Below are 18,534 nucleotides of genomic sequence, written 5' to 3'. Positions count from 1 at the left end.
CGGCGTTTGCACCGTGCCGCCCAACAGTCTCATAGACAAGGCATATAGGCCTATTTTCGGGCAGGCAAATGCAAGTGGTGTGACGAATGGCGCCCCGGAGGGCCGCAGTTCGTCACATGCGAGACCTATTGATGATGCTTGCGCTCAAAAAGCCCGACCATCAGCAGGCCGGCGAAGAAGCCGCCCAGATGCGCTTGCCAGGCAATGCCGAGGCTGGCGCCCATGAGGAGCGGCGCGAGGGGGACGGCGGCGTTGAGGATCAGCCAGATCAGGGTGAAGAATCGCGAGCGCGGATTGACGAAGACTTCGCGCAGGGTGGCGAGGCGCCGGCCGAGAACGACGCGCTGGCCGGTTTCGGGGTGCTGCGCATAGAGCACCGGCTGGAAGATGAACCGGACGGCGGCGCCCGTTAGCCCCGCGATGCCGCCGGAGGCGCCGATGAGATAAGCGCCAGAATAGAGCGAGGTGGCGGCGAAGAACGCGGCGCCGGCGGCGGCCGAAACGAGAAAGATGGCGAGCATGGGCCCTGCCCCATAACGGCGCACGACGGGACTGGCGAAGATGACGAGCCAGGCTACGTTGACGAACAGATGATCCCAGCCGCCATGGAGGAAGGCATGGGAGAATGGCGTCCAGAGCAAGGGAATCGCGACCGAGATATCCTGCGGTGCCAGAACGATACGCAGGGGCTGGAAGGCGAACCAGAAGTAGAGCTGAGTCTGCCCCGCCTCGTTAAGCACCATGGTTGCTGCAAGGTGAATCGCAACGAGAATACCGACAAGAACCGTCACTGCCGTGGGCAGGAGGAAGATCGGCTCGCGCGGCGGGCGGCCTTGGGAACCGGGGTTCTGCTCGGGTTCACTCATCGTTTTCTCCCTAAAACCCTGCATTCCCTGGCTTCCGCAAAGCTTTTCCACATTGGGACAGCCGCGTTAACCTTAATTAATGTTTAAGCGGGCAATCGCCCTGCCGATTTGTCATTGTCGTCGGTGCGGCGAGACTCTCTCACGGAGATCGGATGCCGCTTCTAAACAAGCGGGTCCTACCATGCAGATGCCGAGCACCAATACGCTCTATACCTATTGGAACACGATTCGTGGTGCCCGCAGCGCGCCCGACCGCAAGGACATCGATCCGACCCGCATCCGCGAGGCTCTGGCCAATACGTTCATCCTCGAACTCAATGACGAGGATAAATTCTCCTTCCGCCTGGCCGGTTCGCAGCTTTGCACCAGCTATTGCCGTGAACTCAAGGGCCGCTCCTTCTCCGCGCTCTGGCACGACCGTGACCAGGACGCAATGGAAACGCTGATCCGCGCCGTGACGGAAGATCATGCCGTGGCGCTCGTAACTTTCCAGGGCTCGACCGCGCTCCACACCAAGACATCCTTCGAGATGATCCTGATGCCGCTGCGTCACAACGGCTCGAGCCACACGCGCATTCTTGGCGGCATGACGGCAACGGAAGAGCCCTATTGGCTTGGCGTGCAGCCGATTGCCGAGCAGCGGATCACCGGCCTTCGTCTGATCTGGCCGGATGAAATGCCGCGCGAAGACTCGATGCCGGAAGTCGCGGCCAGCGTTGTGAACGACATCGGCTTTGCCCCGGCAGCCTCCAGCATGGCGATGCAGACGACCATTTATGGCCGCAGCGCCCGACGCTATGCCCACCTCGCCGTAATCGACGGCGGCCGGAACTAAATCTTGCGCGATCGGCCGGCCCGGTCGCTTCCGCACCAACCAAGCGTTAACCGAGAATCGTTACGATGCTTGCACAATTATGTGCGGGCGGGGACCGGTGAACGCATGCTCAGTGACGATCTCGATTCAGCACGCATTCCCTCCCCTTCCCAGCCTCGGGCACAGGAAGGGCGGTTTCAGCGCGTCAAGGTTTCCATCCTTGGCCGCTACATGCTGGCCGATCGGCGCGAATTTCCCTGTCAGGTTCTCGAAATGTCGCCCGGCGATGCCGTGGTGATTGCGCCGGTGCCGGGCATCGAGGGCGAGCGCATCATTGCCTATCTCGATCATATGGGCCGTATCGAAGGCACTATCCTCAAGCAGGTGGATGGTGGCTTCCTGATGGATATCGCTGCGACGGCGCGCAAACGCGACAAGATGGCGGCGCAGCTCACCTGGCTTGCCAACAAGGACGTGCTCAACCTGCCCGAAGATCGCCGGCACGAACGCGTCGTGCCCGATCTCAGGCACTCGACGGTCGTTTTGGACGATGGCCGGCGCTACAATTGCAAGATCATCGACATTTCGCTCTCGGGCGCGGCCATCGAACTCGATGTGCGCCCCGCCATGGGAACCCCGATCACGCTTGGCCGCATGCGCGCCCGCGTCGTGCGGCACTTCCAGAATGGGGTGGCCGTGGAGTTCGCGGCGGCGCAGGAAATGCTCAATGTCGTGCAGCAGAACCTGCGGGTCATGAACTGAGCCTGATGGGCCACCCGCGCGGTTAGCGTAAACGCACCCTTACTCCACCGGCTAAAACACGCATAAAAACTGCCCGGTAGTTTTCGGACCGGGGCAATCGGCCGCCTTTAGCGTGGTCTCCATCAGGGAGATCGCGTTATGGCAATCCGAAATAAGCGTCTGATGGTGGCCGGCCTGGCTGCAGCGACGCTCGCAATCTGGGCTCAACCCAGTGCGGCTATCGACTTTACCAATGCAGCCTATGTGCAGGTTGCCAGCACCAATACGTCCATTCCGGTGGGGCATCTCGATTTCTGCCGGTCGCGGCCCGGCGAATGCCAGGCCAATGGCACGGTCGAAGCGGCCGTGACCTTGACGGACAGCAACTGGCAGCAGCTCGTTTCCATCAACGCGCATTTCAACCAGACCATTATTCCGGTGACGGATCAGGAACTCTATCAGGTCGAAGAGTTCTGGACCTACCCCACGAGCGGCTATGGCGACTGTGAGGATTTCGTGCTCGCCAAGCGCCAGGCCCTGATCGAGGCCGGCTGGTCCCCCAGCACGCTGCTTATTGCCGTGGTGCGCCAGAGCGATGGCAGCGGCCATGCCGTGCTGATGGTGCGGACCGATCGCGGCGATCTGGTGCTCGACAACCAGGAAAGCGCGGTGCGCGTCTGGAACGAGACGCCCTATCAATACCTCAAGCGCCAGTCCCAGGCCCATGCCGGCCAGTGGGTCGATATGCTCGATGATCGCATGACCATCGTGGCGGCCAACAATTAAGCTTTCCGGGTCCTGCCCCGACTAAACCCTGATAGGGACCTGATGAACAAGGCCGGCTCTCGCTACAGCGAGGCCGGCCTTGTTGTATTCAGAAGCGCCTGCGCGTCAGCGGATGGCGACGACGTAGAGGCTCATGAAAAAGAGGCCGGTGACGAAGGCCCAGCTAAACCCGACCAGCGCGCCGATCAGTGCCGACGTCATCGACAGCGTGCTGCTGTCTTCACGCTGCCAGCCCATGTGCAGCATGATGTAGGGCCCACAGATCATACTCATGACCAGATGCCCCGCAGCGCCAGCGAGGCTTCGTCCATCCATGCGGAGCATGGCCTGCTGGCGGGACAGCGCCTGATAAAGATGCGTCCCGGCGCCGGCAATGCACAGCCCCACGCCCATGATGAACGCCGCAAGCAAAAGTTCGCGCGTCATCCCTGCCTCCTCTGCCGCCGACCCTCGGCAATGTTAATTCTTTGGTAACCATATTGCGGCTGAAGTGATGTGTCACCTCCGCTTCAGAAAACTGGTTAACGCTGGCCATGACTGCTTTGCCGCGCTCCGCCCCCCGCTCCCCCGCACTGATGCAGAACCTTGCGGGCATTGCGCTGGTGGTGATGCTGGCAGCGCTGGGCATCGCCTATCTTGTGGATGAAGCGGGCCGCTCGGACGGCCGCAAGGCGCCTTCGCTCAATGACGGCGAGGCGCTAGCGCAGACGGTTGGCGGGCGCGAACTGACGATTCCAAAGAATTGGTTTCGCTTCGGCGAACAGATGCAAAGCGGCTTCGTCAGCCAGATCGATCTTTCGGTGGAATTTCCGCTTGGCAAGGTCGATGTGACGCTGCTGCCGCGCTCGCGAGCCAAGTCCAGCAGCGAACTGCTCGACAGTGTTTATGTGCACCAATTCGCCAAGGGCACGGAAACGGGCGTGCCGGGGCTTATCGGGCAGAAGCTCGAGGGCAATGGATATGCTGGGGAAACGATCTGGTATGACGCGCTGGCGCCAAAACCCTTTGTCGCCAAGTGCATAGACGCCATCGAGGCCGAAGCGCCGGACAAATGCGTCCGCACGGTGCATCTGGCGAGCGGCCTGGCGGCCATCTACAGTTTTGACGAGACGCTGCTGCCGGCCTGGCGCGATTTCGACGCGGAAATGGGGAAATGGCTGGAGAGGATCGGCGCTAATTAAGGCGCTTCGCCGCCTGGATATGACGGCTCCTGCTGAAATTTCGATTGTCATCCCGGCTTTAGGCCGGGGTGACAATCGAGTTAGTGGGCGGGACGCTGAAACATCCAGCCACGCCCTCGTGGTTCGAGGCTACGCTGCGCACCTCACCATGAGGGCTACTGGGAAATGCCCTAGGCGCCGTCAGTCGATATCGTCCAGATCGATATCGAGGATCGACATCGAGAACATGTAGGACTTGTCGCCGTCTTCGTCATCGACGTGGATCAGGCCGATCGACTCGTCGCCGACGAACACTTCGACAGAGTCGTTGAGCTTGGCGCGCGGGCGGACATCGATGTTCTTGTTGTTGAACATGCGTTGCAGGAATTTCTGCAGCTTGATGATCTCGGGATGGTTCACGGCAATCGTCCTGCTGTTGGGTTGGCGCGCAATCTAGTCCGTCACGGGCTGCTGGCAACCCCCGGCACTGTCATTTTAGCGGTGACAACCTGCCTCAGAGACTTGCCCCGCCGGTCAGCCGTTGTCGTGCACCAGCACCATCTGGTCCATGACGAGCGCGGGCTGGGCACAGCCGGCTTCTCCGATCACCTTGGCCGGCACGCCGGCGACGGTGGTGCGTGGCGGCACTTCCTTGAGGACAACCGAGCCGGCGCCGATGCGCGAGCAATCGCCGACGCGGATATTGCCCAGAACCTTGGCGCCCGCGCCGATAAGGACGCCATTGCCGATCTTGGGGTGGCGATCCTGATCGGCCTTGCCGGTGCCGCCGAGGGTGACGCCCTGCAGCATTGAGACATTGTCGCCCACGACGGCGGTTTCACCGATGACGAGGCCGGTGCCATGATCGAGCATGATGCCCTTGCCCATGACGACGGCGGGATTGATATCGACCTGAAAAACCTGGCTGGCGCGGCTCTGGAGATAGAGCGCGAAATCGCGACGTCCGGCCTTGAAGAGAGCATGGGCGAAGCGATGGGTCTGGATGGCCTGATAGCCCTTGAAATAGAGCAAGGGCTCGATGGCCCGATGGCAGGCCGGATCGCGCTCAAGCGTCGCGGCGAGGTCGACGCGCGCGGATTCGCCGATGGAAGGGCTGTCGCGGAGGACTTCAGCGAAGGTCTGGCGGATGATGTCGGCCGAGACGTCTTCATGGTCGAGACGGGAGGCAAGGCGATGGGCCAGCGCTTCCTCGAAGGAATCGTGATTGAGTACCGTGGTCAGCGCCATCTGCCCCAGGGCGGGATCGGAATCGATGATCTGGCGGGCACCGACGCGCACGGCTTCCCACACGGGATCGACCGATTTGATCTGCGCCGACTTATGGGCACTGCCGCTCATAGCGTCCAACTCCGCTTTATCGAGACTTACCGATATAAGGCATTTGGTTGTTCAACACAAAGCCCTCGCAAGCACTTTGGTTCACGGTTTCGCGGAAACGGGAAAAGTTCTGCTGAGGAATTCGAGGGCCGCGGCCTTGAATTTGGCGTCACCCGTGGCGCGCATGTGATCGCGCTTGGGAATGGTGAAGGCTTCGCCTTTGGGGAGTAATTCGGCCAGCGGCTCCGGGGGGCCAGCCATTTCGTCGGCTTCGCCCACGGCGACGAGCGCCGGAACCTCGATTCGCCTGACATCAGCCCGGGCCATGGGCTGGCGCGAGGTTTCCATACAGGCAGCCAGCGCCTCGCGATCGGAGCCGGTATGATCGGCAAAGATGCGGAACTGGCGGGCCGTCGGATGGGTCAGATCGGCGAGGCGCGGGGCGCGCAGCCCGGCAATGATGTCATTGCCGTCGGTCAGGCCATTGATCAGGTTCATGCCCATGCCGCCGAAAATGGCTGATGCCACCCGCTCGGGATAGTGGAAGGCGAGGAAGGCGGCGACGCGGGCGCCCATGGAATAGCCCAGCACGGCGACGCGCTTCTCGCCGAGATGATCGAGAAGCGCGATGGAATCGTCCATCATCCGCTCGGGATAATAGGCTTCAGGGTCGTGCGGCTTGTCTGATTGGCCATGGCCGCGATGATCGAAAGTGATGGCGCGGTACCCGGCCCCGGTGAGGGTTTCGACCCAGCCGGTGTCGATCCAGTTGACCTTGCCGCTTGAGGCGAAGCCGTGGATGCAGAGGACTGCGGGACCTTCGCCGGCGGATTCGTAAGCGAGGGAATATCCACTGGATTGAAATTGGGGCATGGCGGCTTCCTTTTGGGGAGTGTTTAGCCCGACCAATCGGATGAGGCCAGTGCTCAGGAGCCGTCCCGCAGTAGCCCTCATGGTGAGGTGCTTTGCGCAAGCAAAGCCTCGAACCACGGGGGCGTGGCGTTGCAGCACTGGGGCACGCCCCCGTGGTTCGAGGGTCGGCTACGCCTCCCGCCTCACCATGAGGGCTACTAGGAGGGGGCTGAGCTTTGGGCCAACACACTTCTCGTGCTCCTGCGGCCGACCGCCTCTTTCCTTCCCAGCCTCTCTTGGCTATGGTCCGGCGCAAAATATCGACCCCACAGGTTTGACCATGGCACACGGCACGACGCCCCATTTCCACAACACTGAAGGCCTCCGCAGCATCGAGGTTGGCTCCAAGGAGTTCCAGTGCGTCGGCGCCCTGCCCCCATTTGACCATCCGCATATTTTTATCGACATGGGCAAGGACAGCGAAGCGGTCTGCCCCTATTGCTCGACGCTTTACATCTATAAGCCCGAGCTCGGCGAAGGTAACGCCAACCCGGCTTCCGCGATCTTTACGGCGCACGCTGCCTGAGTTTGACCATGCCCGCTACGGGCCGTAACTATGTCATTGCCGGGGCAGGTATTTCCGGCCTTACGCTGGCGCTGACCCTCGCCAAGTTCGGGGCGACGGTCGTTGTGCTCGAACGCCATGCGACGATGGAGGAGGCCGGAGCCGGCCTCCAGATCAGTCCCAATGCGCGCCGTATTCTCGACCGGCTCGGGCTTTCCGATTCTCTCGCCCGAACTGCGCTCGAGCCGGCGGCTCTCGATACCTATCGGCACGGCCAATCAAAGCCGTTTTTCAGCATGGAATTCGGCGCGATCATGGAGCAGCGCTTTGGCGCGCCCTATGCCGTGATGCACCGGGCCGATCTGGCTGATGCGCTCTACAAGGCGTCGCGACGCTTTGCCAATATCGACATCATTTTCGGGGTTCGCAATTGGGACGTGGTTTCGCACGCCCGTGGCGTGACCGTTGTGGTGGACGAGGCCAATGGCCAGACGCGGACGACGCGCGCCAATGCCTTCATCGGCGCCGATGGTGTCCACTCCCATACGCGCCGACGCGTGCTGGAGGGGCCGGACGCGCAATTTGGCGGGCGGGTGGCCTGGCGGACGCTGGTGCCGGCCGACTCGGTCGCAAGCCAGATTGCCATGGACCGCGCGTCGGTGTTTTTCGGCAGAGGACATCACCTCGTCTGCTATCCGCTGCCGCATCGGAAACAGGTCAATCTTGCGCTGTTTTTGCCGGGCAAGGCCGGCGACAATCCAAGGACGCCAAAACTTAAAGGCAGGGGCGCGCTGGGTGTGATTCTGGCTGCGGCGGGCGACAGCTGGACGCCCTGGCCGCTTTATACGGTAACGACGGCTCTTTGGCACAAAGGCAATATCGGCCTCATCGGGGACGCGGCGCATGCCATGGTGCCGTTCCAGGCGCAGGGCGCCGCCATGGGCATCGAGGATGCCGCGGTGCTCGGGCCATTGTTGGCCGAACATGCCGAACCCGAAGCCGCTTTCGCGCGTTACGCGGCTGTCCGGCAAAATCGCGTAGCCCGGGTCGCAAAACTTTCGGCCAGCAATGGCCGTATTTTTCATATGGGATGGCCGCTATCACTCGCGCGGGACGCTGTCATGCGGCTACAGGGGCCGCGCGCGCATCTCGATCGGCTGGGCTGGGTTTACGGCTACGACGTGGCGCCGGAAGAGCAAAAGCAATAGATCCCAACGCCCTTGCGTTGCGGGGGCGGCCCGTGTCAATTGCGCGCACAAGGGCTGACTGGTTGAAAGGGAACGGAATACCGCATGCAAGCTGCGACACGCTCCCGACTGACCCTTGCCTGCATCCTCACCACCATTCTGCTCGACATGATCGGCGTGGGCATCATCGTGCCCGTACTGCCCGAGCTTTTGGAGGAGCTGACGGGCGGGGGAGTTGCGGACGCGGCTGTTATCGGCGGTTATCTCGTCTTTGCCTATGCGTTCATGCAGTTTGTCTTCTCGCCCATTTTGGGCAATCTCTCGGATCGGTTCGGGCGGCGGCCTGTCTTGCTGGCTTCGCTGCTGGGGCTGACATTCGATTATCTGATGATGTCGATCGCGCCCTTCGTCTGGTACCTGTTCATCGGCCGCATCATCGCCGGTATCGCGGGCGCGGCGCTGGCGACGGCCACGGCCTATATGGCCGACATCACCCCGCCGCATAAGCGCACGCATCGGTTTGGCTTGATCGGCGCGGCGTTCGGGCTGGGCTTTATCATCGGGCCGGTCATTGGCGGTGAATTGGGTGAACTGGGGCCGCGCGTGCCCTTCTTTGCAGCGGCCGGTCTCGCCTTTGCCAATTTCCTGTTCGGGCTGCTGGTGCTGCCCGAAAGCCTGCCCAAGGCTAACAGGCGCAAGTTCAACATCAAGCGGGCCAATCCTCTGGGTGCCGTGATGGCGCTCCAGCGATATCCGTCGGTGCTGTGGCTGCTGGCGGTGCTGTTTTTTCTGCAGCTCGCGACGCAGGCCCTACCGACGATCTTCAGCTATTTCACGGTGGAAGTGTTCAGTTTCACCTCCTCGACCATCGGCCGGACGCTCGGCGCCTTCGGCATCGGTTTTGCGTTCAGTCAGGCGGTGCTGGCGGGTCCGCTCTCCAAGGGCATCGGCGAACCGGCCGTGGGGATCGTGGGTCTGTTGTTTGCGGCGACGGCTTTTGCTGGCATCGCTTTTTCGGCCGACGTCTACCAGCTTTACCTGTTCATTGCGGTCGGCACTGTGAGTGGCCTCGCGCCGCCCGCGATCAATGGCGTGCTGTCGCGTCAGGTGCCGGACAATAGCCAGGGCGAATTGCAGGGCGCGGTGAATGCGGCGAGTTCGCTGGCGACGATCATCGGGCCGCTCGGGGCGACGCAGATATTCTCCTATTACAGCGCGCCCGAAACTGCGCATTACTTCCCCGGCGCGCCGTTCGTTGCCTGCGGCATTGCCGTGCTCGTCGCGCTGCTGGTCTTCGGCATTGCGGCGTGGAAGTTCGAACTGACGCATCGTCCGTCCGTCGCCGATCATCCGGTGGCGCCGGATCTGCCACCGCCGGGACAATTGCGCGTCGCGCCGATCGAGGATGATCCCGATGATAATCCGCCCCGCCGCTGAGGCCGACGAGACCGCCATCATGGCAATCGTGACGCCGGTTTTGCGGGCGGGCGAAACCTATGCCGTGGACAGCGACCTCAGCGACGCAGCAATGCGGGACTACTGGTTTCTGCCCGCGCATGCGGTTTTCGTGGCCGAGGACGCGGGCGGCATCCTCGGGACCTATTATCTGCAAGCCAACCAGCGCGGTGGCGGGGCGCATGTGGCCAATTGCGGCTATATGGTTTCGGACAAGGCGCAGGGCAAAGGCGTTGCAGCCGCTATGTGTGAGCATTCGCAAGTGGTGGCCAAAGAACACGGTTTCCGGGCGATGCAATTCAACCACGTGGTTTCGGCGAATGTGCGGGCCGTGGCGCTATGGCAGCGGTTGGGATTTGAAATTGTCGGCACGCTGCCCAAGGCGTTCAAGCATCCGGTCCATGGGTATGTGGACAGTTTTGTGATGTTCAAGATGCTGGTTTAGACGCTCCCGGCAGCCGGCGTGATTCACCAGCGCTGACATCCAGTGGGTGCTGGCGAGTCTGAGGAAAGACCATAAAAAAAAGCCCCGCCGAAGCGGGGCTTTCTTTTTCTTACTTGCCGAGAGTGCTCGGCCAGGTGCCGTGGAGGTCACCGCCGCGGCCTTCGATTTCGAAGCCGTGGGCGCCGAAGAAGTCGCGCTGGCCCTGGATCAGGTTGGCTGTGCCTTTGGCCTGGCGGTAGCTGTCGAAATAGCTGAGGGCAGCCGAGAGGCAGACCATGGGGAATTCGCCGATGGCGGCGCCCGCGACGACCTTGCGAAGGCTCGGGTGGGCGTCCTTCATGATCGCGACGAAGTCGGGAACGACCAGCAGGTTGGTGGCTTCGCCCTTGGCATAGGCTGAGGACATCTGATCGAGGAAGCGCGAGCGGATGATGCAGCCGGCGCGCCAGATTTTTGCGATCGTGGCGAGCGGCAGGGCCCAGCCGTTTTCTTCCGAAGCCTTGGCGATGACGGCAAAGCCCTGGGCATAGGAAACGATCTTGCCAGCGAGCAGCGCCTTTTCAAGATCGGCGAGGGTCACATCGGTCTTGGCGCGGTTCGGCTTGCCATAGATGGCTTCAGCGGCAACGCGTTCGGATTTTCGCGAGGAGATCGAGCGGGCAGCGACGGCGCCTTCGATGGCGGTCGCGGGCACACCCATCTGCTGGGCGACGATGGCGGACCACACGCCGGTACCCTTCTGGCCGGCCTTGTCGAGGATGAGATCGACGAGCGGCGAATTGGTTTCGGGATCGACAGCGGCGAGGACGTGGCCGGTGATCTCGATAAGGTAGGAATTGAGCGGGCCCTTGTTCCATTCCTTGAAGACGTCGGCGCACTGGGCGGCATTCATGCCGAGGCCATCGCGCATCACGCCATAGACTTCGGCGATCATCTGCATGTCGCCGTATTCGATGCCATTGTGGATGGTTTTCACGAAGTGGCCGGCGCCGCCTTCGCCGAGATAGGCGCAGCAGCTTTCGCCGTTGAATTTTGCCGCGATGGCGGTCAGGACCGCCTCGGCATTGTGCCACTGTTCCTTGGAGCCGCCGACCATGATCGAGGGGCCATGGCGGGCGCCTTCTTCACCGCCGGAAACGCCGACGCCGAGATAGCCGATATTCTTGGGCTTGAGATAGTCGAAGCGGCGTTGCGTGTCGGTGAACAGCGAATTGCCGCATTCGATGATCGCGTCGCCGGCTTCGAGATGCGGCAGCAACTGTTCGATCATTTCGTCGACCGGCTTGCCGGCCTTGACCATGATGATGATCGAGCGCGGTGCCTTCACCGTCTGCACGAAATCGGCAAGATCGTATTTCGGGATGGTATTCTGGTCGAGGCCCTGCGCCTTGGCTTCCGCGACGAACTCGTCGATGCGGCCAGCCGAGCGGTTATGCACGGCAACGGTGTAGCCTTTTTCGGCGATGTTGAGCGCCAGGTTCGAACCCATAACGGCCAGGCCGATCAGCCCGATATCCGCAGTTGCCATGAAGCATTCCTTCCGAGGTCTTCGTCGCCACTAAAGGCGTTTTGGGCCATGCGCAGGGTGCATAGCACTCGGAGGCGACAATGACCACAAAGCGACAGATGATGAAAGTGCGGATCGCGCAAATTTCGACCATTTCAAGTTCTTGTATGGAAGATTTCATCCCGACTTGCCTTGCGGCGCGACGGTTGGCTAAGAAGGCAGGAAGCGCGGAGGAAATGACCATGGGCGAACGTTCGCCATTCGACCTGACGGGACGGCGCGCCTTGGTGACAGGATCGAGCCGCGGACTGGGCTTTGCCATGGCCAAGGCGCTGGCGGGTGCGGGCGCCAGGATTGTGCTCAATGCGCGCGACGAGGTGGCGCTCGGCGCGGCGGCAGCGGACCTGGCGGAAACCGGGGCGGATGTAACCGCCCTCGCCTTCGATGTGACGAGCCCGGAAAGCGTCGGCGAGGCTGTGCGCCACTGCGAGGGCGAAATCGGGCCGATCGATATTCTGGTCAACAATGCCGGCATGCAGATTCGCGGGCCGCTCGAAACCTTCCGGCACGACGATTTCGAAAAGATCATGGCGACGCATGTGACCGCGACCTTTTCGGTCAGCCAGGCCGTGGTGCAGGGCATGATCGAGCGCGGGCGCGGCAAGATCATCAATATTTGCTCGATCCTGACCGATCATGCACGGCCGACCGCAGCCCCCTATGGCGCGGCCAAGGCAGCTATTGCCAACCTGACGCGCGGCATGGCGGCGGACTGGGCGCGCAAGGGCCTCAACGTCAACGCCATCGCACCGGGCTATTTCAAGACCGACCTCAACGAGGCACTGATCGCCGATCCGGCCTTCAATGCCTGGGTGGAACAGCGTACTCCAATGGGGCGTTGGGGTGAGGTAGAGGAATTGGGGCCCGCCGCTATTTTCCTCGCATCCGATGCCTCCAGTTTTGTGAACGGACACATTCTTTATGTCGATGGCGCCTTTACCGCAGTCGTTTGAACCGGCCAGAATCATCATCGTGATGGGCGTCAGCTCGTCGGGAAAATCGACCGTGGGCGCCGAGTTGGGCCGGGCGCTGCATGCGCCGTTTCTCGATGGCGACAAGTATCATCCGCAAGCCAATGTCGAAAAAATGCGCGCCGGCACACCGCTGACCGATGAAGATCGCTGGCCCTGGCTCGAAGCGTTGGCAGCGGCGCTGAAAGAAGCGGCGGAGAAGAAGAAGGGCGTGGCGGTTGGCGCTTGCTCGGCTTTGAAGAAGGCCTATCGCGATTTCATCACCGAGAAGGCCGGCGAGCCGGTGTTGTTCGTCTATCTCGACGGCAGCCGGGAAGTGATCGCCGAGCGCATGGCCAAGCGCAGCCACGAATATATGCCGACGAGCCTGCTCGACAGCCAGTTCGCGACGCTGGAAGTGCCGGACCCGGCAAGTGAGAATGTGCTTCTGGTGCCGGTTACGGACCCGGTGAACCGCATCGTCACCACGGTAACCGGCTCACTCAGCCACCTGAAAAGTTTCAAGCGCTGGCAATAGCCTTTCGTCCAAAACGGCCCTGGCCATAGGCAACCAATGCGGCCGCCGCGACGACGACCAATGCGCCGGCCAGCGCCCAGGCCGACGGCACGATGCCGAGCAGCACGAGGTCAAAGCCGAAGGCCCAGATGATGCCGGTATATTCATAGGGCGCGAGCACGGAAACCGGCGCACGGGCGACCGATTCCATCATCAGCACGTGGCCGAGGCCGCCCAAGAGGCCCGCTCCCGCGAGGAGCGCAAACTGGGTCGAGGTCAACTCGACCCAGCCGAGGAGCGAGGAGGCAAGGCCAACCAGCGAGCAGATCAGCGCGAAGGAGAGCGCTATGCTGGCGGGCGGTTCGGTGCGGGTGAGATCTTTGACCTGCACGCGGGAGAGCGCATTGGTGGCCGCCATGGCGATGCCGGCGCCAACACCGGTCAGCGTACCATCGCGCAGCTCGGTGCCGACCAGAGCCGGGAACAGCATGAGCACGATGCCGGCAAAGCCGAGGACGACGCCGAGAAATATGGTTGCCCCCGGCCGCTCGCGCAGGAAAAGCATAGCGGCGGCAATCGAGAGGATCGGCGCCAGATAGGTGAGCGCTGTCGCCAGGCCGACGGAAAGATAGCGCAGTGACACAAAGGAAAAGAACATCACCGCACAGCCCAAAAGGCCACGCACCAGATGCTTGTGCGGATAGCGCGTGCGGATCGACTGACCGAGTTCGCGGCGAACGGCGAGATAGGTCAGGGTCGGCAACAGGGCGACAAAACTGCGCCAGAAGATGATCTGGCCGGTTGGCACTTCGCCGGCAACTTCGTGGATGGCGGCCGACATGGCGGACATGACGGCAAGGCCGCCCGTCGATAGCCAGAGGGCGGCCGCGATATTCTGCTTGGGCATGAGGCGGGGTCACAAGGCGGAGGGTGTGCCCTGTCTAAGCGCGCGCACCCTGCCCCGCAAGTGCGATCCGGGATTCAGGAGGGAATGCCGGGATTTCGCGACAGGCTGGCATTGGCGTAGCGATCGTCGTCCGACACTTCGCGGCCAAGCCAATCGGGCAGATGGACATGCTCGTCGGTCGAGGCCATCTCCACCTCGGCGAGGATCAGGCCAGCGTGGTGGCCCTCGAAGACATCGACCTCCCAGGTATGGGCCTCGAACGGCACTTTGTAGCGGCGCTTTTCGATGACGTTTGGCCGCGCCATTTCCATCAGTTCGCGCGCGTCTTCGAGCGGAATGGCATATTCGAACTCGGCGCGGGCAATGCCTTCGGGCTTTCCCTTGAGAGTAAGAACCGCCTCGCGGTCGTCATAGATGCGCACGCGGACAGTGGCCTTGGCGCTGGTCGACAGATAGCCCTGCTGCAGGCGGGAGGAGCTTTGCACGTTCGACCGCCAGCCATCGCCGGATATGAGGAACTTGCGCTCGATTTCCTGGGCCATAGTCAGGTATCCTTTGGAAGCAGCTGCCAGAATTTCTTGAACTGAGCGACGAGTTCAGCGGGGCTTTCGACGGTCAGTTGCCGGCCCAGGGCGAAGGCCTTGGCGGCGAGGCTGGCTTTACGCTCCTCGATCACCTTTGCCAGCGTTTCGTCAAGCGGGCCACCGAGCGCCACAAGCCGCTCGCTCAGCACGGCGAGGTTATGATGATCGCCGAGAAACTCACCCATGGCGTCGAACTGATCTTTTCGCGCGCCGAGTCTTTCTGGGGCGGCGGCTTTGAACAGGGCAACATGAAACCAGTGGCTCTTGGTGACCTTGCGCCAATCGTGAAAGGCCTCGTCGCCGCCTGTGTGCCGCGCGTGTCTCATGCGTTCGCGGAGGCGCGCATAGGTATCGCCCAGGCCGGGTTCGAGGAGGGCGAAACCCTTCGCCTTGAAGGTCCAGCCCTCGACACGCACCTGCGCCGCCACCATGGCATCGCCAAAGCCGATGAGCAGCGCCGCGCGATCCTCCGCTCGGGCCACATGGCGGGCGTTTTCTTCGAGGTCGCGGCGCAATCGCTGCGTGGTTTCCGGCGGCACGTTTTGCTTCTCAAGCCTGTCGAACGTTTCGAGAATAACCGTAGCATCGCGGGAGGCGGAGAGCGCGTCGGCGGCGTCATGGAACGCGGCATCCTCCTTCTCGAAATGACGGAAATTGGGCTCGACCAGGCGCAGGAGGCCACGGATTTTCTTGCAGCGGCGGCGCAGCTTATGGACCGTTTTGTCGAAATCGCCGCCTGCCCGGCTTTCCGCCAGCGCGGCTTCGACTTGCCTCGCCGCGTTTTCGCGCACCTGATGGGCCACCCGGCGGCGTTGGCGGAAGGAGAAGCTCATGGCTGCTCAGAACGCGAACTGCATCTGGCCGGGAGCGGCGCCCATGCTGACCCCTTCGAGCGCCAGCATGGTGCGTTTGGCCGACGTTCCGCCCGGAGCGGAAAAGCCACCTGCCCTGCCCCCGGCGGCCAGGACGCGATGGCATGGAATGATGAGCGGGATCGGATTGGCGCCCATGGCCTGGCCGACGGCGCGCGACAGGCCGACATCGCCAAGCTGGCGGGCTATATCGCCATAGGTGCTGGTTGCGCCCCAGCCGATTGTAAGAAGAATGTCGTAGCAGCGCCGATGGAAATCCGGCACGCCGTCGAGATCGAGGGCAATAGCGGAAAAATCGATCTGCTGGCCTTCGGCATAGTCTTCGATCTGGTCGAGAATGGCGGCGATGGCGCGATCGGGGACACTGGGCGCGGCGCCCAGTTTGGCAAGACGCTGTTCAACTTCCGCAGCTTCGCCGCCGGGCAGGAAGACGCGCTTGATGCCGCGGTCCGTCCAGACCAGGGCAAATTCGCCGAGCGCCGTTGCGAAGGTGGTGCTGTACATGGCGCCATCATAGCGCGCGGGCCGGGGCGCGGCAAACGCTTGGTCAAATGGCAAAACCTCTGCTAGAGGGCTGATATGCCCGGTCCCATGCCCACTTTGCTCGACTATTTCCCGCCCACCGATCCCTATCTCAACGTGCTCCACGTGGACGACGATATTCTGGTGGTCGACAAGCAGAGCGGGCTGCTGAGTGTGCCCGGCAAGGACCCGAGCCTTTGGGACTGCATCGAATATCGCGCGCGGCAAACCTGGCCGACGGCGGGCATGTGCCATCGGCTCGACAAGGACACTTCGGGCGTTCTGACGTTGGCGCTCAATAAGCGCGCGCATGGCCGCATCGGCAGCCAGTTCGAGCACCGGCAGACGACCAAGAGCTATATCGCGCGCGTTTCGGGGATTATCGCGGAAGACAGGGGCGTCATCGACCTGCCGCTGGCGACGGACTGGGAAAACAAGCCGCGCCAGCGGGTCGATTTCGAGAATGGCCGCCACGCCAAGACCGAATGGGAAGTGATCGAGCGCGAGGCCAGTGCGACGCGGGTCAAACTCGTGCCACTGACCGGGCGCACGCACCAGTTGCGCGTGCACATGCTGGCGATTGGCCACGTCATCCTCGGCGACGCATTCTATGCCGAAGAGGCAGACTTCAAGGCGGCGGACCGGCTGCAGCTACATGCGGCGGAGTTGGGTTTTACCCATCCGACCACCAATGAATTCATGACCTTCGTGGCGCCGACGCCGTTCTAGCAACACGCCCTCGCCCTTCGAGGCTCCGCTACGCTTCGCGCCTCAGGGTGAGGTCTACTGGGGTATCAGCTTTTCCAAACAGCCCTCATGGTGAGGTGCTTTGCGCAAGCAAAGCCTCGAACCACAAGGGCGTGGCACGAACCTCACTCGCCCTCGAACGCGACCTGGATGCGCTGAAAAATGCTGCCTTCCTTCATCGTGTCGAGCCATTTGCGGAAATCAGCCACATCCTTGAAGCCGGCGCGTTTTGCGTCCGCATCGGTAACGTCGTCGGCACTCATGTCGGTGACCGACAGGATCGAGAGCGGGCCGAGCTTGGTCTTGAGCGTGCCGCCTGACTTCACTGTAGGCCGATTCCAGCGGCGGAAAATGACGTCGACCTTGCCGGCCTTGATGTCTTCGAGAAGCGAAAGTTTGAGCAGCATTAGTCCAGAACCGCCGTGGCTGTGATTTCGATTTTGAGGCCTGCTGCAAGCAATTCCTTGACGACGATGGTCGCGCGCACCGGGAACGGCTGCTGGGTGAAGAATTCGCGATAGACCGCGTTCATGCCCGCCGCATCGGCGCTGTCGACAAGGAAAATCTGCACCATGACGAGATTAGCGAGCGTGCCCCCGGCGGCTTTGACGCCGATCTCGAGGTTCTGGATGCAGCGGCGCGCCTGCGCTTCGATGCCACCTTCGACGATATCGCCGGTAACCGGATCTTCGGCGATGGCGACGAGCCAAACATGCTTGCCGGCGCGCACGGCGTCATTGATCGGCGCGGAGGATGGCGCGATGCCGGTTTCGATGCGTTCGATCATCTCGTCTCCGGAGTTGAGAATCGTCTGGGCGCAATTGTCTTGCGCACCGCCTTGTGACAAACACGGGCCACCGAGCCAAGCGGGCGTGGTGAAACTGGTAGACACAAGGGACTTAAAATCCCTCGGCTAACGCTGTACGGGTTCGATTCCCGTCGCCCGCACCATTCCCCCAAGCAACGTTCGAGACGCTCATGAGACCGTGGATCCATCTCGATACGGCAAATGTTCCGGGCGACAAAACCCAGCTGAAACTGATGCAGCGTGGGGATGAATTCTCCATCATGCTCGGCACCAACGAGCTGATGAACAGCCGCCTCAGCGGTTCGGAAGAAGCATTGGCAACGCTCAGCGCCGAACGCATCGGCGGCAGGGCCAAGGCGCGGGTGCTGATCGGCGGGCTCGGCATGGGGTTTACCCTGCGCGCGGCGCAGGACTGCTTTGGAGCGGACAGCGAGCTTGTCGTGGCCGAACTGGTGCCCGAGATCATCGCCTGGGCACGCGGACCGCTGACTCCGGTTTTCGGCAGCTGCCTTGATGATCCGCGGGTAAAAATCATCAATGACGATGTCGGCAAGGTGATCGCGGCGGGCAAAGAGGCTTACGATGCCATCCTGCTCGATGTCGACAATGGGCCGGATGGCGTGAGCCGGGAACAGAACGATAAGCTCTATGGGCTGGCGGCGCTCAGGAAATCATGGGCGGCGCTGCGGCCGGGTGGCGTGCTGGCGGTTTGGTCGGCGCATCCGAGCGAGCCGTTCACCAAGCGACTGGCTGCTGCGGGTTTTGCGGTGGATGAAGTGAAGGTGCGGGCGCGCAGCGGCGGCAAGGGCGCGCGCCATGTGATCTGGCTGGGCGAGAAGCGGGGTTAGCGC

At 62.3% G+C, this 18,534-nt stretch carries 24 protein-coding genes and 1 tRNA gene; 13 read left to right on the top strand and 12 right to left on the bottom strand.

Annotated elements, in window-relative coordinates; translation table 11 throughout:
• Positions 1 to 125 precede the first annotated feature (125 nt).
• The gene (locus tag ASD83_RS02115; RefSeq protein ID WP_056307501.1) at positions 126 to 866 is read right to left on the bottom strand and encodes a rhomboid family intramembrane serine protease; all 741 of its coding nucleotides are present in this window, start codon (positions 864 to 866) and stop codon (positions 126 to 128) included.
• A 181-nt stretch (positions 867 to 1,047) separates the two neighbouring features.
• On the opposite strand from ASD83_RS02115, the gene ASD83_RS02110 reads away from it, so the two are divergent.
• The 3 genes from ASD83_RS02110 to ASD83_RS02100 all read left to right on the top strand — a co-directional run bounded on the left by ASD83_RS02110 (position 1,048) and on the right by ASD83_RS02100 (position 3,207).
• Positions 1,048 to 1,701, top strand: a complete 654-nt coding sequence (locus tag ASD83_RS02110) for a PAS domain-containing protein (protein WP_056307498.1) — start codon at positions 1,048 to 1,050, stop codon at positions 1,699 to 1,701.
• A 105-nt stretch (positions 1,702 to 1,806) separates the two neighbouring features.
• A complete protein-coding gene (locus tag ASD83_RS02105; RefSeq protein WP_056307497.1) occupies positions 1,807 to 2,442 on the top strand; it encodes a PilZ domain-containing protein in 636 nt (211 codons plus the stop codon).
• Positions 2,443 to 2,580: 138 nt separating this feature from the next.
• A complete protein-coding gene (locus ASD83_RS02100) occupies positions 2,581 to 3,207 on the top strand; it encodes a transglutaminase-like cysteine peptidase (protein ID WP_056307495.1) in 627 nt (208 codons plus the stop codon).
• Positions 3,208 to 3,312: 105 nt separating this feature from the next.
• Here ASD83_RS02100 and ASD83_RS02095 read toward each other — a convergent pair whose 3' ends face one another.
• Complete coding sequence (locus tag ASD83_RS02095) at positions 3,313 to 3,633, bottom strand: DUF6949 family protein (protein ID WP_056307493.1); 321 nt, start codon at positions 3,631 to 3,633, stop codon at positions 3,313 to 3,315.
• A gap of 107 nt (positions 3,634 to 3,740) precedes the next feature.
• Between ASD83_RS02095 and ASD83_RS02090 the strand changes: the two genes are divergently transcribed.
• Complete coding sequence (locus tag ASD83_RS02090) at positions 3,741 to 4,388, top strand: hypothetical protein (RefSeq protein ID WP_156385690.1); 648 nt, start codon at positions 3,741 to 3,743, stop codon at positions 4,386 to 4,388.
• A gap of 180 nt (positions 4,389 to 4,568) precedes the next feature.
• Here the strand turns inward: ASD83_RS02090 and ASD83_RS02085 are convergent, their stop codons facing one another.
• The 3 genes from ASD83_RS02085 to ASD83_RS02075 form a co-directional block, all read right to left on the bottom strand.
• The gene (locus tag ASD83_RS02085; RefSeq protein ID WP_056307489.1) at positions 4,569 to 4,787 is read right to left on the bottom strand and encodes a DUF3126 family protein; all 219 of its coding nucleotides are present in this window, start codon (positions 4,785 to 4,787) and stop codon (positions 4,569 to 4,571) included.
• Positions 4,788 to 4,901: 114 nt separating this feature from the next.
• On the bottom strand, positions 4,902 to 5,726 hold the full coding sequence (gene cysE, locus ASD83_RS02080) for a serine O-acetyltransferase (RefSeq protein WP_056307487.1): 825 nt from the start codon (positions 5,724 to 5,726) through the stop codon (positions 4,902 to 4,904).
• An 81-nt stretch (positions 5,727 to 5,807) separates the two neighbouring features.
• Positions 5,808 to 6,578, bottom strand: a complete 771-nt coding sequence (locus ASD83_RS02075; RefSeq protein ID WP_056307485.1) for an alpha/beta fold hydrolase — start codon at positions 6,576 to 6,578, stop codon at positions 5,808 to 5,810.
• 319 nt (positions 6,579 to 6,897) lie between these two features.
• Here ASD83_RS02075 and ASD83_RS02070 point away from each other — a divergent pair, with 319 nt between their 5' ends.
• From ASD83_RS02070 to ASD83_RS02055, 4 genes are all read left to right on the top strand, one after another.
• Complete coding sequence (locus tag ASD83_RS02070; protein WP_056307483.1) at positions 6,898 to 7,143, top strand: zinc-finger domain-containing protein; 246 nt, start codon at positions 6,898 to 6,900, stop codon at positions 7,141 to 7,143.
• Between the two features lie 8 nt (positions 7,144 to 7,151).
• Positions 7,152 to 8,330: an FAD-dependent monooxygenase gene (locus ASD83_RS02065; protein WP_156385689.1), complete on the top strand. Its 1,179-nt coding sequence runs from the start codon at positions 7,152 to 7,154 to the stop codon at positions 8,328 to 8,330.
• 84 nt (positions 8,331 to 8,414) lie between these two features.
• A complete protein-coding gene (locus tag ASD83_RS02060; RefSeq protein WP_056307479.1) occupies positions 8,415 to 9,746 on the top strand; it encodes a TCR/Tet family MFS transporter in 1,332 nt (443 codons plus the stop codon).
• A complete protein-coding gene (locus ASD83_RS02055) occupies positions 9,724 to 10,209 on the top strand; it encodes a GNAT family N-acetyltransferase (protein WP_056307477.1) in 486 nt (161 codons plus the stop codon). Before ASD83_RS02060 ends, ASD83_RS02055 begins: the two co-directional genes overlap by 23 nt.
• A 109-nt stretch (positions 10,210 to 10,318) precedes the next feature.
• Here the strand turns inward: ASD83_RS02055 and gndA are convergent, their stop codons facing one another.
• Positions 10,319 to 11,737, bottom strand: a complete 1,419-nt coding sequence (gndA, locus tag ASD83_RS02050) for an NADP-dependent phosphogluconate dehydrogenase (RefSeq protein ID WP_056307475.1) — start codon at positions 11,735 to 11,737, stop codon at positions 10,319 to 10,321.
• Positions 11,738 to 11,958: 221 nt separating this feature from the next.
• Here gndA and ASD83_RS02045 point away from each other — a divergent pair, with 221 nt between their 5' ends.
• Positions 11,959 to 12,729 carry a glucose 1-dehydrogenase gene (locus tag ASD83_RS02045; RefSeq protein ID WP_056309791.1) on the top strand — a complete coding sequence of 257 codons (771 nt, stop codon included), beginning with the start codon at positions 11,959 to 11,961 and terminating at the stop codon, positions 12,727 to 12,729.
• Entirely contained in the window at positions 12,698 to 13,264 is a 567-nt protein-coding gene (locus ASD83_RS02040) for a gluconokinase (protein WP_056307473.1), read from the top strand. The genes ASD83_RS02045 and ASD83_RS02040 overlap by 32 nt, the downstream gene beginning before the upstream one ends.
• Here the strand turns inward: ASD83_RS02040 and ASD83_RS02035 are convergent.
• From ASD83_RS02035 to ASD83_RS02020, 4 genes are all read right to left on the bottom strand, one after another.
• Positions 13,248 to 14,150: a DMT family transporter gene (locus ASD83_RS02035; RefSeq protein WP_056307471.1), complete on the bottom strand. Its 903-nt coding sequence runs from the start codon at positions 14,148 to 14,150 to the stop codon at positions 13,248 to 13,250. The two genes, ASD83_RS02040 and ASD83_RS02035, sit on opposite strands and share 17 nt — an antisense overlap.
• A gap of 74 nt (positions 14,151 to 14,224) precedes the next feature.
• On the bottom strand, positions 14,225 to 14,692 hold the full coding sequence (locus ASD83_RS02030) for a CYTH domain-containing protein (RefSeq protein ID WP_056307469.1): 468 nt from the start codon (positions 14,690 to 14,692) through the stop codon (positions 14,225 to 14,227).
• A gap of 2 nt (positions 14,693 to 14,694) precedes the next feature.
• Positions 14,695 to 15,567 (bottom strand): CHAD domain-containing protein, encoded by an 873-nt coding sequence (locus tag ASD83_RS02025; protein ID WP_056307467.1) that lies wholly within the window; start codon positions 15,565 to 15,567, stop codon positions 14,695 to 14,697.
• Positions 15,568 to 15,573: 6 nt separating this feature from the next.
• Positions 15,574 to 16,110, bottom strand: a complete 537-nt coding sequence (locus ASD83_RS02020; RefSeq protein WP_056307464.1) for a methylated-DNA--[protein]-cysteine S-methyltransferase — start codon at positions 16,108 to 16,110, stop codon at positions 15,574 to 15,576.
• 75 nt (positions 16,111 to 16,185) lie between these two features.
• Between ASD83_RS02020 and ASD83_RS02015 the strand changes: the two genes are divergently transcribed.
• Positions 16,186 to 16,857, top strand: a complete 672-nt coding sequence (locus tag ASD83_RS02015; RefSeq protein WP_056307462.1) for an RluA family pseudouridine synthase — start codon at positions 16,186 to 16,188, stop codon at positions 16,855 to 16,857.
• Positions 16,858 to 17,000: 143 nt separating this feature from the next.
• Here the strand turns inward: ASD83_RS02015 and ASD83_RS02010 are convergent, their stop codons facing one another.
• The gene (locus ASD83_RS02010) at positions 17,001 to 17,282 is read right to left on the bottom strand and encodes a hypothetical protein (protein WP_056307460.1); all 282 of its coding nucleotides are present in this window, start codon (positions 17,280 to 17,282) and stop codon (positions 17,001 to 17,003) included.
• A complete protein-coding gene (locus tag ASD83_RS02005; protein WP_056307458.1) occupies positions 17,282 to 17,662 on the bottom strand; it encodes a RidA family protein in 381 nt (126 codons plus the stop codon). Before ASD83_RS02005 ends, ASD83_RS02010 begins: the two co-directional genes overlap by 1 nt.
• Positions 17,663 to 17,741: 79 nt before the next feature.
• On the opposite strand from ASD83_RS02005, the gene ASD83_RS02000 reads away from it, so the two are divergent.
• A tRNA-Leu gene (locus ASD83_RS02000) sits at positions 17,742 to 17,826 on the top strand.
• Between the two features lie 27 nt (positions 17,827 to 17,853).
• Positions 17,854 to 18,531: a hypothetical protein gene (locus ASD83_RS01995; protein ID WP_056307456.1), complete on the top strand. Its 678-nt coding sequence runs from the start codon at positions 17,854 to 17,856 to the stop codon at positions 18,529 to 18,531.
• Positions 18,532 to 18,534: the final 3 nt, after the last annotated feature.

This window comes from Devosia sp. Root685 (genome assembly GCF_001427875.1).
In the GTDB taxonomy this organism is placed as follows: domain Bacteria; phylum Pseudomonadota; class Alphaproteobacteria; order Rhizobiales; family Devosiaceae; genus Devosia.
The sequence above is the reverse complement of the archived record's forward strand: the minus strand, read 5'-3'. Positions and strand labels throughout refer to the sequence as shown.